This window comes from Pseudomonas sp. AB6, from assembly GCF_034314105.1.
Lineage (GTDB): Bacteria > Pseudomonadota > Gammaproteobacteria > Pseudomonadales > Pseudomonadaceae > Aquipseudomonas.
On the sequence record NZ_JAVIWJ010000001.1, the window covers coordinates 2,501 to 17,187 of the forward strand.

Below are 14,687 nucleotides of genomic sequence, written 5' to 3' on the forward strand. Positions count from 1 at the left end.
CGAATTTTCGGCGAATGTCGTCTTCATAGTATAACCAGATTGCTTGGGGTTATATGGTCAAGTGAAGAAGCGCATACGGTGGATGCCTTGGCAGTCAGAGGCGATGAAAGACGTGGTAGCCTGCGAAAAGCTTCGGGGAGTCGGCAAACAGACTGTGATCCGGAGATGTCTGAATGGGGGAACCCAGCTGTCATAAGACAGTTACCTTACACTGAATACATAGGTGTATGGAGCGAACCAGGGGAACTGAAACATCTAAGTACCCTGAGGAAAAGAAATCAACCGAGATTCCCTTAGTAGTGGCGAGCGAACGGGGACCAGCCCTTAAGTTGCATTGAGATTAGCGGAACACTCTGGAAAGGGTGGCCATAGTGGGTGATAGCCCTGTACGCGAAAATCCCTTTGCAATGAAATCGAGTAGGACGGGGCACGAGAAACCTTGTCTGAATATGGGGGGACCATCCTCCAAGGCTAAATACTACTGACTGACCGATAGTGAACTAGTACCGTGAGGGAAAGGCGAAAAGAACCCCGGAGAGGGGAGTGAAATAGATCCTGAAACCGTATGCGTACAAGCAGTGGGAGCCCACATTGTTGGGTGACTGCGTACCTTTTGTATAATGGGTCAGCGACTTATTTTCAGTGGCGAGCTTAACCGAATAGGGGAGGCGTAGCGAAAGCGAGTCTTAATAGGGCGTCTAGTCGCTGGGAATAGACCCGAAACCGGGCGATCTATCCATGGGCAGGTTGAAGGTTGGGTAACACTAACTGGAGGACCGAACCGACTACCGTTGAAAAGTTAGCGGATGACCTGTGGATCGGAGTGAAAGGCTAATCAAGCTCGGAGATAGCTGGTTCTCCTCGAAAGCTATTTAGGTAGCGCCTCATGTATCACTGTAGGGGGTAGAGCACTGTTTCGGCTAGGGGATCATCCCGATTTACCAACCCGATGCAAACTCCGAATACCTACAAGTGCCGAGCATGGGAGACACACGGCGGGTGCTAACGTCCGTCGTGAAAAGGGAAACAACCCAGACCGTCAGCTAAGGTCCCAAAGTCATGGTTAAGTGGGAAACGATGTGGGAAGGCTTAGACAGCTAGGAGGTTGGCTTAGAAGCAGCCACCCTTTAAAGAAAGCGTAATAGCTCACTAGTCGAGTCGGCCTGCGCGGAAGATGTAACGGGGCTCAAACCATGCACCGAAGCTACGGGTATCACTTAGGTGATGCGGTAGAGGAGCGTTCTGTAAGCCTGTGAAGGTGAGTTGAGAAGCTTGCTGGAGGTATCAGAAGTGCGAATGCTGACATGAGTAACGATAATGGGTGTGAAAAACACCCACGCCGAAAGACCAAGGTTTCCTGCGCAACGTTAATCGACGCAGGGTTAGTCGGTCCCTAAGGCGAGGCTGAAAAGCGTAGTCGATGGAAAACAGGTTAATATTCCTGTACTTCTGGTTATTGCGATGGAGGGACGGAGAAGGCTAGGCCAGCTTGGCGTTGGTAGTCCAAGTTTAAGGTGGTAGGCTGGAATCTTAGGTAAATCCGGGATTCTAAGGCCGAGAGCTGATGACGAGTGTGCTTAGGCACATGAAGTGGTTGATGCCATGCTTCCAAGAAAAGCTTCTAAGCTTCAGGTAACCAGGAACCGTACCCCAAACCGACACAGGTGGTTGGGTAGAGAATACCAAGGCGCTTGAGAGAACTCGGGTGAAGGAACTAGGCAAAATGGCACCGTAACTTCGGGAGAAGGTGCGCCGGTGAGGGTGAAGCATTTACTGCGTAAGCCCACGCCGGTCGAAGATACCAGGCCGCTGCGACTGTTTATTAAAAACACAGCACTCTGCAAACACGAAAGTGGACGTATAGGGTGTGACGCCTGCCCGGTGCCGGAAGGTTAATTGATGGGGTTAGCTAACGCGAAGCTCTTGATCGAAGCCCCGGTAAACGGCGGCCGTAACTATAACGGTCCTAAGGTAGCGAAATTCCTTGTCGGGTAAGTTCCGACCTGCACGAATGGCGTAACGATGGCGGCGCTGTCTCCACCCGAGACTCAGTGAAATTGAAATCGCTGTGAAGATGCAGTGTATCCGCGGCTAGACGGAAAGACCCCGTGAACCTTTACTATAGCTTTGCACTGGACTTTGAATTTGCTTGTGTAGGATAGGTGGGAGGCTTTGAAGCGTGGACGCCAGTCTGCGTGGAGCCAACCTTGAAATACCACCCTGGCAACTTTGAGGTTCTAACTCAGGTCCGTTATCCGGATCGAGGACAGTGTATGGTGGGTAGTTTGACTGGGGCGGTCTCCTCCTAAAGAGTAACGGAGGAGTACGAAGGTGCGCTCAGACCGGTCGGAAATCGGTCGTAGAGTATAAAGGCAAAAGCGCGCTTGACTGCGAGACAGACACGTCGAGCAGGTACGAAAGTAGGTCTTAGTGATCCGGTGGTTCTGTATGGAAGGGCCATCGCTCAACGGATAAAAGGTACTCCGGGGATAACAGGCTGATACCGCCCAAGAGTTCATATCGACGGCGGTGTTTGGCACCTCGATGTCGGCTCATCACATCCTGGGGCTGAAGCCGGTCCCAAGGGTATGGCTGTTCGCCATTTAAAGTGGTACGCGAGCTGGGTTTAGAACGTCGTGAGACAGTTCGGTCCCTATCTGCCGTGGACGTTTGAGATTTGAGAGGGGCTGCTCCTAGTACGAGAGGACCGGAGTGGACGAACCTCTGGTGTTCCGGTTGTCACGCCAGTGGCATTGCCGGGTAGCTATGTTCGGAATAGATAACCGCTGAAAGCATCTAAGCGGGAAACTAGCCTCAAGATGAGATCTCACTGGGACCTTGAGTCCCCTGAAGGGCCGTCGAAGACTACGACGTTGATAGGTGGGGTGTGTAAGTGCTGTGAGGCATTGAGCTAACCCATACTAATTGCCCGTGAGGCTTGACCATATAACACCCAAGCAATTTGCGATGAAGCAGATTGAGGTGTGTGAAGACGACACAACCGAAAATTGGCAAACCCACAGATCTATCACATCCCCATTCGCTGAACCGGGCGTCCTGAAAGGGATACGCGGGTCGGCTACTGAATTTCTTGACGACCATAGAGCATTGGAACCACCTGATCCCATCCCGAACTCAGTAGTGAAACGATGCATCGCCGATGGTAGTGTGGGGTTTCCCCATGTGAGAGTAGGTCATCGTCAAGATTAAATTCCAGAACCCCTGATCGCTTACGCGTTCAGGGGTTTTGTCTGTGCGCAGGAAAAACCTGCCAAGCTAATTCGCAGGCATTGATCACATACCGTATATACGCTGTAGGAGCGAAGGTGTTCGCGAGGCGGCATACCTGACACCCCGCGCTTGGTTATTCGCCAACAAGTTGGCCATCTACAGAGAAATCAAGCCAGCTCCGGTTCTGAATCAACGACTGCGTTAACAACGTCATCATGCCGACGTATGTACTTCCAATCTGCTTCATCAATGTAGATCCCGTTAGGTCCGCTACCGCCTTCAAGGTCGATGGCGATATGCGCCGAGACCTGTGGTTTTACGCTGGCCAGGATCGGTACAAAGCCAAGTTGCAAACTGGTTTCCAGCAAGGCGGCCTGATTCTTCTCATCGATGTCTGCCGCTTCGTCCAGGTAGTACGGAAGACTAATGCGTCCGGCCTGATCGCGGTCCATCAAATGCAGCAACAGGTACATATTGGTCAGTGCCTTGATCGTCATCGTCGTGCCGTTAGACGCTGCTCCGTCGATGTCGGTATGGATCACCGGGGGGCCGTTGACCTTGGTGATCTCGAACGCCAGCTCGAACAAATCCTTCAAACCCAACTGGTTGTGGTTCGCTGCCACCAACCGCGCCAGATACTCCTTGGCTTCTTCATTCTTATTGTCCTGATCGGCACTTTGGCTCAGGTCGAACACTGACAACGTCTCGCCTTCTTCATATTGCCCAGCGCTGTGGATGATCTGATCTATGTGTTTCAGCGCCTCTTTGTTTGGTGCAAGAACGATACGGAAGCTCGCGAGGTTGGATACCTGCCGTTTGTTTATCTCGCGGTTAAACAGTGCCAACTGGTGTTCCAGGCTGTCGTAGTCGCTACGGATATTACGTAACGTCCGGGCGATGTCGGTCACGGCGGCTCGGCGGGCTTTGCCGAGGGTGAGCGCTTCGTCCTGGCGATGTGCATAGGCGTTAACAAGCAAGTGCAGCCGCCGCTCCATGTCGTCTTCACTGTCGAACTTAGCAACGCCCTTCAACCGAATCTGAGCGTACAGCGCTTCAATCTGATTATCGGTGCGCTGCAGACTTTGCCAGCTGTCCTGATAGTCGTTGAGCAGGGGCAGCAAGTTTTCCAGCGAGTCATCTACCGCTTCCATAAACGGCGTACCAAAAGGCATGTCCGCAGGCAGCAACTGACGGCGACGTAGCGCGTCGTCCAGGGTTCGCTGTTTGGTTTCCATGTCGCCGATCTGTCGACCCACCAATTGCAGCTTGGCGGACAGTTGCTGGACGCGTTCGGTGAAGGCGTCGCTTGAGCGTTTCAATTCATCCTGGGCAGCTTCCATTTGCGCCAGTTGCTCAAGCTTCTCCGATTCTTCGGCGCTCAGGGTTTGGCTGCGGCGGAAATCTTCCAGCGCTTTCTGTGCATCAAGTACCTGTTGATACAACGCCTCGGCCTGTGTCTTGCTCGCAGCACGGTCAGAAGCGACCGCCTGCTGAGCCTTCAGCTGCTTGAGTTCTTTTTCAAGACGCTGTTTTTGATCACGTAACGCCGCACGATCAGCCAGGGCCTGTAACGCAGGAGGCTCAATGTGTGACAGATTGATCGTAAGGCCCGGCACTTCGAAGCGCTCGCCTTTGAAGCTGTCGAGTATCCGTTCCAGTGACTTGACCCACACGTCGCCATCATCCAGCGCAATGCCTTGTTCGCCCAGCGGCAGGCTGAACAACGTACTGTTGAACAGGCGCATTAAGCGCTCGACGTCCGGTTGCGAGAACTCTTCGCGCAGGCGTGCATAGCTATTGTTATCCGCGTGATCGAGCTGTTGCTTCACCGCCTTCAGGCGTTTTTCCAGATCGCGTAAACGCTCTTCCAGATCCTCGGTGCTGAACTGTCGAGACTGGGCCAGCGCGCCAGCCAATTCATCGTGGGCGTCTTTAGCCGCCAGCAGTTGTTGTTCCAGTATCTTGACGTCGTTAACCAATGCAAAGCGGTTCTTGAGCACGGACAGCTCGCCCACCCAGCGTTGTATTGCGCTGATCTCACGTTCAAGGCGCATCAGCTCTTGGGTGCCGCCGCGCTGATCGTTCTGCAGTGAATCTTGCTCATTGCGGTAATGCTCGGCGTGAATTACCAGCTCGTCTTTGCGCGCGCTGGAATATTCTTGCCAAGTGCCTAGCAGTGAATCGAGAAGCGGCGAAATACGGTGCAATTTCCCGCGCAATACTTCCCGCTGTTTAACCCCCGCAGATAACGATTCAACCAACGAACCCGCCAGCACCAGCGCGTTGTAATCCTGTTCCATTCGGCGCACGTCGCGGAAGGCTTCTTCGCACGCCGCGATGTAATCGACGCTGCCTGAGCGCAAGCTATGTTCGAAGGCGTCCAAAAACAGCTGCTTGAGTTTCGCTGCCGTAATTTCGCGCATGTGCAGCAGGTTGATAAACAGTGCCCGGAAAGTTTTCAAGCTCTGCTCGCTGGTGGAGCGTAAGGGGATCAGGGTCAAGTCCAGCGGGATCGAGGTATGGCCGCCCACCAGCAAACGGCGCAGCTCATCGGGCTTCAATTCGTAGGCTTTCAGGCCCAGGCTTTCCAGATTACTGAACAGCTCCTTGTGCCGCAGGCAGGTGTCATTCTTTTGGTAATGGGCCAGATCCAGCTTGCCGGCGTAAGCGAAGAACTGATGGCCGAAGCCTCCGCCCGGGCCGCGACCGACCACGCCAATCACGTGTGGGCCATGGGGAAGCGCGATTTCAGCCAGAATGTAACTGGTGTCGGTAGCGAAGTAAAAACGTCGAGATTGTTCGAGGCTGTACTTGCCGAAGCTCATGTCCGACATGCGTGCCAGAATCGGGAATTGCAGGGCGTTGATTGAGGCACTTTTCCCTAAATTATTCGCGCCATACACCGACAGAGGGTGTTCCAGCGGGAACAAGCCGAGGCTGTAACCGGCCGTGTTCAGCAGGGCAAAGCGGCGTATGCCGTAGCGTTCCTGGCTCATGCGTCCAACTCCTGCTGCTCGGCGGCAATGGCTCGCGCCAAGGCTTGAGATTCGGTTTCTTCCGGCTTGTCGAATTCGGTGAGGTCCAGCGGATCTTCTGGTTCGAGGAGGGCTTCGTCGCTTTCGTCGTCGATCAAGACTGGAGTCGGCAGTGGCAAGACGCTGTGCAGGCTGGCCGCCAGATCGCGGTCTTGTTGGACTGACAAACAGACATCAAGAAAGCGATGCATAGGCGGCAGGAAACGGTAGATGCCGTTTTCTTCACTCGCGAACCCGAGCTGGGTCATGCGGCGCATGATCTTTTCTTCCAACTCTTCTTGGGTCTGTACTTCGGCCTGGACAAACAGATCGCGGTACTTCTCTAGCAGCGAGGGCAACTCATCCCGGCCCAGGCTGCCACCGTCCAGCACGGCCACCGGGTCACGACCCTGATCAGCCAAGTGCTCGACGATGATGAACGTGAACAATGCCAAGCGCTGCGCCGTCTTGTTGACCTGCGCCGCTGCGAGGTCGGGAACGAAGTAATAAAAGCCGCGCGTGTCGCAGACAAGTTCGTAGCCCAGGGCTTTAAACAGCGTGCGGTATTGGTCCTGACTATTAGACAGTTGTGCATACAGTTCAGGGTCGCGACGACTGACGTGATAGCCCTTCAACAGCTCACGGAAGATCGGCGCCAACTGGGACATTTCAGACAGATCAAGATGCATGAGGGGGGCTCGCAGAATTCTCTAGGTGCTCATCTCGGCTAGAGAGCAGGGCGAAAGAGCGCAGGCTGACCTGGTGCTCCTGGGTGTGATAGTCGCGCCGCTCCAGGCGTTCGCGGCTGAAGCGTTTGTCCCGCGACAGGCGCGAGAACCAGTACAGCAATTCGTCAGTTGGGCCGTTCGGCTCCTGCTCCAGCAACCAGACCATCAGGTCTGGCATTGGCAAGGCGTCTTCACAGCGCTCCAGCATTTCTTTGACCGTGCGCGGCGCCCGTGGCGGCTCACCCTTGCGGCTGCTGACATTGGCCTTGGGAAACTTCGCGGGTTTGGGTTCAAAGCGGGCCAAGGCATAGACATAGGCTTCAACCTGGCTGGCACTGCCGAGAAATGTGCTCTGCGGCCGCGTGAACATCGGCATGACCGCGTGAGGCAATGCATCAATGCCGCGCTTACGGATCGCCGACAACGCCAGCGCCGCGCCACGGGTCACTGCGTTATGCCGACGGGCTTCTTCGCGCAGCGGCAGTAGCAGCTCTCGAGCATGGCGCAAGGTCAACTGAGCGCTGGTCTGCATTTCAAGAATGCGTGCATGAGTGCGCAGCAGCCTGTCGTCATCAACCAGATGGCCAAGCCGTTGCTGCTCAGTGAGCAAGCGCAGCAAGACATTTTCCACCTTGCGTACGCCTTGTTCGAACGCGCCATCGGCATTCACCAACTGGATCATGGGCTCGATGTATTCATCCCACGTCGCCAATACCTCGGCGTAGCGCTGACGCAAGGGAATCTGTCGGTCGCTTGTCTTGGCCCGCTCGGCCACCGCGATCAACGCCTGTTCATCATTCGCGAGCTTTTTCAAAACATCACGAACGCGCATGTCGAGTAGGCGAAGTTGGCGTGCGAGATCACTGGCGTCACGAATATCGAAAGCATCCTGGATATAACCCGCCAGGCGCTCCAGGTGGCGCAGATAGGCTTCGATTTCCAGGCACAGACCCAAGCGATGCTCGCGCCGCAGGTAAGACAGGAAGTCGTGAATTTGAGCATTGAGTTCAAAACGATTCGGACTTTTGGCCACCGGAACCAAAATGTCCAGACGTATCCACACGTCCAGGAGGTAGGTGATGTCCTGCGGTGTGCTGTCCAGTTGCTGAGTCGCCAATTGCAGGCGCAGCTCGCTCAGACTCAATGTGCCCTGGTCGAAGTGTTCGCACAGTGGCTCTAATAAAGCCCAGTGCTCGGCAAGGGCGCGCAAGACGCGCTTAGGTTCGATCATTGGAAGGCCGACTGTTGGCAAATAAAAGCAGCAATTGTACTGCATCGACCGGGCAACATTTCACCCCCCAAGCGATCAACTGCGGCGGGAATTGGCGAAGAGCGGTAGAATCCTGGTCTTTACTTATCCATAGATGGCCGACCTTTGCTTAATGAGTCCCGTCGCCGCGCTTATCTGACTGCAATGCAGGTGGTCAATTGGCTGCCGCGCACAGCGCTTCCGTTTGCTGCACCTTCGCGCCCGGAGTTACTGGCGCCTTTGCCGCTGCCTGTCGAACCGAGCATCAATGTCCCGGCGCCCACTGCAGCCGTAATAGTTACTCCTGAAGCCGTTGTGCCGACAGTCCAAGCAGTCATCGAACGGCCAAGGCGAGACATATCACGCCCATCCTTGGCCAGCACGCGAAGTCATGCCGTGGTCGACGTTGCAGATCAAGCGTCCGCGCCGACCAAGGCAGCGGTTGTTGCACCGCCACGTTTTGCTTTGCAGTTACTCCGCGCTGGACGCTGCTTGCTACTGGTCGAACTACCCACAGGCGATCCGTTTCAAAGTCGCGACCCGGCGTACCTGTTGCTCAAGGACATGCTGCGTGCGGCGGGTCTACCGGATAGCCCACAGATCATTGGCGAACCGGTGCGTTGGCCGCTGTTGGTACGGGGCCATTTGGACCAAGGGCCTGAGTCAGCGCGTGATTTTGTCCAAGGCTTCGTTAGCGCTCGTTTGGAAGATGAGCCCTGCGCTTGCCTATGGCTCATTGGTTTGCCGTCGATCAGGTTTGCCGGCGAAGCCAACGCCGAATCTTACAACCGTGAACTGCAGGTCGAAGGGCTTGGCAGCGCCTGGGCCTTGCCAGGCCTGGAACTATTAATGGACGAGCCGCACCGCAAAGCTGATGTCTGGCTAACCATGCGTCGGCTGATGACACGCTGGAACACGACTGAATGACAGACGTTTCGAAAAAAACCGTCAAAACCGCCGATTCGGTTACGTTTCGGCGAATGACTGAGGCTGATCTGGATGCAGTATTAAAAATCGAATACGCAGCGTTCACTCACCCGTGGACTCGGGGTATTTTCCTCGACGCGCTCAAGTCTTATGAAATATGGCTGATGTTCGAAGGTGCTCAGCAAGTCGGCCATGGCGTGATTAACGTCATCATCGACGAAGCACACCTGCTGAACATCACTGTCAAGCCCGAAAGCCAAGGCCGGGGTCTGGGACTGCGCTTGCTGGAGAGATTGATGTCCCGCGCCTACGAACTTAATGGGCGCGAATGCTTCCTTGAACTTAGAGCCAGCAACCTGTCGGCCTATCGTTTGTATGAGAGTTTCGGTTTCAATGAAATAGGCCGTCGCCGCGACTACTACCCGGCAGCGGGTGGCCACGAAGATGCGTTGGTGATGGCCTGTACCTTATTCGAGTAACCGTTACTCAGGCTTACGATGTTCTGGTTTCCCGTCCAGCGGATCGAGATCCGCCAGCTCGGCCTCGTCCAAACCATCGCCGCCGCCAATGTCATTTGCGCCGACGATACTCAGCTCCCAATCCGCCGGAGTGTCCTCGCCTAGCTCGTACGGCGAGCGCGCTCCATCCTCGTCGATCAGGGTTTCTGGACTCATGTCGTCATCGGTTGAATGGTGATCCGAAGTCGAGGCACCCGTCATTCCCGCTTCGCGGACACGTTCGTCGGAAATCTCGTGGGCTAATTCTTCTTCCGGTATCAGATCGCCGATGCGGGCGGCGGGCTTGTCTTCGTCGAAGTGTAGCTCGTCCATGGAACCCATCCTGTCTTCGTTATCGTCAATCGGTTCCGGCTGTGGTGAGCCATAGGGGCGACGTGATTCAGTCATGGCATTTCCTCATGTTTTGGGGCCTTATTAACGTTGACCGATCACAACCATGAAGATTCCTTTTGTTCTTTGAACCAGCTTTGGCACATCAGCGTGACCTGAGCCGCCGGGCGCCAGTCAAAGCTGGGCATCATCTTCGAGGCATAAACTGATGAAAGAACTACAAGACCTGATTGACAACAATGAACGCTGGGCCGATGCAATCAAGGATAAAGACCCGGAGTTTTTCGCCAAACTGGCTCGCCAGCAAACGCCGGAATACCTGTGGATTGGTTGCTCGGATGCACGCGTGCCAGCCAACGAAATTGTCGGCATGTTGCCGGGCGATCTGTTCGTACACCGCAACGTCGCTAACGTCGTGCTGCACACTGACCTCAATTGCCTGTCGGTGATTCAATACGCAGTGGACGTGCTCAAGGTTAAACACATCCTGGTGACCGGCCACTATGGTTGCGGCGGCGTGCGCGCGTCGATGCAAGACCGCCAGCTGGGCCTGATTGATGGTTGGCTGCGCTCGATTCGCGACCTGTATTACGAAAATCGTGCACCCTTGGCCGCGCTGCCGACCGAAGAAGAGCGTGTCGACCGGCTGTGTGAGTTGAACGTGATTCAGCAGGTGACCAACGTTGGTCACACCAGCATTGTGCAAAACGCTTGGCACCGTGGGCAGAAGTTGTCTATCCATGGCTGTATCTACGGGATCAAGGACGGGCGCTTCAAAAGCTTGAACGCTACGATCACTGGTTTTGAGCAGTTGCCGGCGCAGTACCGATTGCGTCCGTTAGGCGAGTAGTGGCCAAGGCGACTCGGTCCGCGAGTCGCCTCGGTTAACCTTTGGGATTTATAAATACGGCGGAGCAAACTGCGGGCTAATTGGCTGCAGCAACTGCTCAAGCGCGGTTGATACGTCGCTGGCAGTGCATTTAGTCTTGGCCTGATCGGCTGTCAGGAGGCGGATTGAGGTGTAGAAAAGTTCGCAGGTCTGCGCTCTGTTGGTGACCTGCCATTGCTGAGTGCATTGACCGAGCATCGCTTGAGCGTCAGTGCCAGGTGTTTTGCCCATTCCGGCTTGCCAGCACGCCGCGCTGAGGTCTTGGCCCATGACCTTCAGGCCTGCCACATCGGCTCTGTGTTGATCGCCGCCGTTACTCGCCAACCCAGCGGCGTACCAGATATAACTAGGGTGGTTGGAACCCAGCACGGCGACGCTCTTTCCCGTACCCATATCGAGACTGGCCAGGCCCAACACCGGCACCGTAACGCCGTATTGTTGCTGGAGCCAGTTTCGAACCGGAGTGCCGAATGCGACCATCGGCAGCGATTTGCCATCGGGAGCTAGGGTGAGTTGTTTGATCATCGTGGTTTGATAATCGGTGAAATAGCTGTAGGTTCCCACCAGATCGTTGCCAGCAGACGCGGGCGCGGCAATCGGTGCAATGTCGATGATGGTCTGATAACTGGGTGTCTGATCGGGTGCAATGCCGTTATCAATCAACAGATCAGACCAGCGATTGGTGGTGGCGGAGTTTAAGTAGTCCTGATATTGCGTCAACGCGGTATCCGGTGGGAAATGCAGCAGCTCTACACTCTTGCGGTTTTCCAGCGCCATCCCCAGCGGAAGGAACAAGTACCAGTTGAATTTCCATTGGCCATCGGCGTTAAGTTTTTTAGCGTCTTTGTAGGCCAAGTCACCGGCATTCAACAGCGCGCTCAGCGACTCACCGTAGCCGTCAGGCACACCGCTAATTGTCGCGACAATTTCATGATGTTTTTGGTTAACCTCTACTTTGGCCGCACTGTAACCATCGCGAACCACGCTTTGCGCCACGTAATTTTCGACCGTTTCCTCCAGCGTCCATTTTTTGAAACAGATGACGCCGCAGTTATTGGGGTAAGCGAAGAGATGCGTGACGCGTTCCTTGCTGCCGAGCCTGACCTGAACATCCGCGTAAGCAGTGAAGCTAAGCGTCAGTGCGGCAAGCGCGGTGGCGATAGTTACTCGTTTTAACATTGTCGTTCCTTGTCTGCGTTGTTAGCCCGACGGGCTTGCGGTAGCACAGACACTGAAACAGGACTCGGAGGATTAAGAAAGTTAAAACTAAGGCTTTTTGATATCGCCGTATTCAAAGCCTCACCAAGGGAGATTCGCTGTCGCGCGGGGGTGTGGCAGGGTGTGGCAAGCCCCGATAAGCGTCCTTGTTATGCGGCGCATATTTTCTTCGGTGGAGTGAAGCTAATTCGGTGGAGTGAAGCTGATAAGCGCATCACGAGAACACCCGCACCGTAATCGGTTGCGGGTACTGACGATGGTGCCAAAGGATTAAGACAGCCCGCGGCCCGTCAAACGTTCAAGCACACGAAGCGGCGCTTGGGCGGGATGCTGCATGTACTCAACCGGCAGTAAAAATGTTTGCTCTAGAACAAATTGACCGCTCATTGCTGCATGGGGCACCTGATCCGTGAAGACCATCCAAGTCGTGCCTGCGGCAAACCGATGTTCTTGATGCGACGGTCGGTTTTGGTATTCCTGATCGGCTTTCATATGGTCATGCAGACGCAGCATGTAGTGGTCGTAGGCACTGCGCGGGGTTTTAGTGATACCCAGCGCGTTCATTACTGTGCTGGCGCCCCATAGCGGTTTTGGCAGCGACGCCAAATAATGCTGTGCAACCGCCTCGAACTGATTGCCCAGCCGCCATACTCGAGGTTGATTCTGCGGATTGATGTTGCTAAAGACGCGCAAAATGCGTTTGCCAGATGTAGGTGACGACGGGAAATTATCGACGTGCAACCGGGTATCGTCTTTACGCCAAGAGCTAGGGCGCCCGGAGATTTCAACTGGTCGAAAGCTGGCGCGCGCTTGTTGTAAGCCGTCTTGGTAATGGCTAAGCAGGTTGTTGGCTAAGGTTTTGGTCGAGCTCGCGAAGCGCGTCATCATCGCTTGTAGCTGGCGCTGTTCGGCTTCTGTGCCCTTGCTACCTTTAAACATACCGTTGGCGGGTGTAAGGCTTACGTTCTTAATGCCGCGAATCACAGTGGATTCGAGCAGCGGACGTTCATCTTCCCGAACAATAAATGGCAACTGAGGCAAAAGAACGACATTGCCTGACTCCAGCGCCTCGAGGGCCACTGTCTGGTCGACACCGCTGATGACTTGGTCCCACGACGTGATTGGTAGACTGACAATTGCAGTCATATTACTTGCCTCCGGAGTGACGCTTGTGATCGCGCAGTCCAGGGAAAGGCTTTCGCGGGAGTGCGTCAAAAAGTTGCCATGGCCGCTTGGCGGGAATGTAACAAGCCGTGTATCAATGGGTATAGCCTACAAATTAGTAATGAAAAGGGCAATTGATTTGGCGCAAACCTTCGTACGACTCCTCAAAGGTCTTAGGCGAACAGGCCATGCAGGCGTGGCATTCGTTCGCCAAAATAGCGATTGGTAGCTCCCTCTAAAACCCGAAAAAAATGTGCTAAAGACGCTCTAAGTAAGGCGTATTACGCCAGAAGTTCTATCCTGTATCCTGTACGGTAATGTAAGTAGTGTCTGATAGTTGTATCAGACGGATTACTGGCAATTAGAGTGATTAGTCGGGGAGTGTGGTGAATGATTGGAAGTGGACTGATCAGAGACCTGCTTCATCTAAGCTTGTATTTGATAACCATCGTTATCTGGATGCACCTTTGGCTTATTTGCGTGTTCAACGCCAAAGGTCCGTTAAAACGTTTTTTTGGTGCCCATGCGTTGATAATCTGCGCTTTGGGCGTTCCCGCACTGGCCGCGCTGCTATTCGGTTGCGCATACAGCCTCTTTGGTCGTGAGGGCATGATTGCTAGCTTGATCATTGGTGGCTTGGGTTTCCCGGCAGCTACCCTCCTATTATTGCGCAGACAGGCTCAACGCGGCCGTTCGTGAATGCATGTTTATGGTGTGCAGTTCTTTGTATGCGCAGGCGGGCTGAGCCATAATTGCGCCTTTCATCCGTATCGGTAGTCCTAATGAAGCAGATCACCCCCGCCGACCTAAAGGCGCTTGCCGCTCAGGCCCAGCAATCAACTCGCCTGCGAGCTAACCGCAACCTTCACGTTGAGCTGACCGATCCAATCCAGCGTTTGGCAATTGCCATGGAACCTGGCACGTATGTGCGTGCGCAACGCCACCCACATACGTGGGAATTGCTCTACCCACTCAGCGGTCGTTTTGTTGTCTTGAATTTCGACGAGGCTGGTACTGTGATCCAGCGCACCGTGCTGGGCGAAGACTGCGCAGTCCTTGAGATTGCAGCTGGTTGTTGGCACGCCGTACTTTCGTTGGATGTCGGTGGGGTGATTTTCGAAGTAAAACACGGCCCTTATATGCCTGTTGCCGAGGAAGACTTTGCTGCTTGGTCCGGTGCTGAAGGTAGCCCCTTGGCAAGTATGCTTCTGGACTGGTACACGACGGCGCAGATCGGCCAGTCTTTTCCGAGCGTTTAGCCCTCAGAGTCACTGATGCATAGAATCGACTCTGCTATTTTTCACTCGTATAGAGTCCGGTTTTTAACATGATCCATATCAGTGACGACCGTCAGCGGTTGAGTTATTCTGCGCGGCTTCGGCGACCCCACCACTTGCGGTAAGGGTCCCACGTCCTTAA

The 14,687-nt window shown here is 54.6% G+C and carries 11 protein-coding genes and 2 rRNA genes; 7 read left to right on the forward strand and 6 right to left on the reverse strand.

Going from position 1 to position 14,687, the window contains the following annotated elements:
• The first annotated feature begins 55 nt into the window (after positions 1-55).
• Positions 56-2,946 (forward strand): 23S ribosomal RNA (locus RGW60_RS00020).
• 144 nt (positions 2,947-3,090) lie between these two features.
• Positions 3,091-3,206: ribosomal RNA gene (rrf, locus tag RGW60_RS00025) — 5S ribosomal RNA — on the forward strand.
• Positions 3,207-3,398: 192 nt separating this feature from the next.
• On the opposite strand, the gene mksF is transcribed toward rrf, so the two are convergent.
• The 3 genes from mksF to mksB are packed head-to-tail and all read right to left on the reverse strand — an operon-like array spanning position 3,399 to position 8,204.
• On the reverse strand, positions 3,399-6,227 hold the full coding sequence (mksF, locus tag RGW60_RS00030) for an Mks condensin complex protein MksF (protein ID WP_322200965.1): 2,829 nt from the start codon (positions 6,225-6,227) through the stop codon (positions 3,399-3,401).
• Complete coding sequence (gene mksE / locus RGW60_RS00035) at positions 6,224-6,934, reverse strand: Mks condensin complex protein MksE (protein ID WP_322200967.1); 711 nt, start codon at positions 6,932-6,934, stop codon at positions 6,224-6,226. Before mksE ends, mksF begins: the two co-directional genes overlap by 4 nt.
• Positions 6,924-8,204 (reverse strand): Mks condensin complex protein MksB, encoded by a 1,281-nt coding sequence (mksB, locus tag RGW60_RS00040; protein WP_322200969.1) that lies wholly within the window; start codon positions 8,202-8,204, stop codon positions 6,924-6,926. Before mksB ends, mksE begins: the two co-directional genes overlap by 11 nt.
• Positions 8,205-8,348: 144 nt before the next feature.
• Here mksB and RGW60_RS00045 point away from each other — a divergent pair, with 144 nt between their 5' ends.
• Entirely contained in the window at positions 8,349-9,149 is an 801-nt protein-coding gene (locus tag RGW60_RS00045; RefSeq protein ID WP_322200971.1) for an energy transducer TonB, read from the forward strand.
• Positions 9,146-9,628 (forward strand): ribosomal protein S18-alanine N-acetyltransferase, encoded by a 483-nt coding sequence (rimI, locus tag RGW60_RS00050; protein ID WP_322200973.1) that lies wholly within the window; start codon positions 9,146-9,148, stop codon positions 9,626-9,628. The genes RGW60_RS00045 and rimI overlap by 4 nt, the downstream gene beginning before the upstream one ends.
• Positions 9,629-9,631: 3 nt before the next feature.
• On the opposite strand, the gene RGW60_RS00055 is transcribed toward rimI, so the two are convergent.
• The gene (locus tag RGW60_RS00055; RefSeq protein ID WP_322200975.1) at positions 9,632-10,054 is read right to left on the reverse strand and encodes a serine kinase/phosphatase; all 423 of its coding nucleotides are present in this window, start codon (positions 10,052-10,054) and stop codon (positions 9,632-9,634) included.
• A 151-nt stretch (positions 10,055-10,205) separates the two neighbouring features.
• On the opposite strand from RGW60_RS00055, the gene can reads away from it, so the two are divergent.
• Positions 10,206-10,847 (forward strand): carbonate dehydratase, encoded by a 642-nt coding sequence (can, locus tag RGW60_RS00060; protein WP_322200977.1) that lies wholly within the window; start codon positions 10,206-10,208, stop codon positions 10,845-10,847.
• Positions 10,848-10,895: 48 nt separating this feature from the next.
• Here can and RGW60_RS00065 read toward each other — a convergent pair whose 3' ends face one another.
• Together RGW60_RS00065 and RGW60_RS00070 are read right to left on the reverse strand one after the other, a co-directional pair.
• Entirely contained in the window at positions 10,896-12,065 is a 1,170-nt protein-coding gene (locus RGW60_RS00065) for a hypothetical protein (protein WP_322200979.1), read from the reverse strand.
• Positions 12,066-12,374: 309 nt separating this feature from the next.
• Complete coding sequence (locus tag RGW60_RS00070; RefSeq protein ID WP_322200981.1) at positions 12,375-13,250, reverse strand: Kdo hydroxylase family protein; 876 nt, start codon at positions 13,248-13,250, stop codon at positions 12,375-12,377.
• Positions 13,251-13,658: 408 nt separating this feature from the next.
• Here RGW60_RS00070 and RGW60_RS00075 point away from each other — a divergent pair, with 408 nt between their 5' ends.
• Entirely contained in the window at positions 13,659-13,967 is a 309-nt protein-coding gene (locus tag RGW60_RS00075) for a hypothetical protein (RefSeq protein WP_322200983.1), read from the forward strand.
• Between the two features lie 83 nt (positions 13,968-14,050).
• Positions 14,051-14,527 carry a WbuC family cupin fold metalloprotein gene (locus RGW60_RS00080; protein WP_322200985.1) on the forward strand — a complete coding sequence of 159 codons (477 nt, stop codon included), beginning with the start codon at positions 14,051-14,053 and terminating at the stop codon, positions 14,525-14,527.
• The last annotated feature ends 160 nt before the right edge of the window (positions 14,528-14,687 follow it).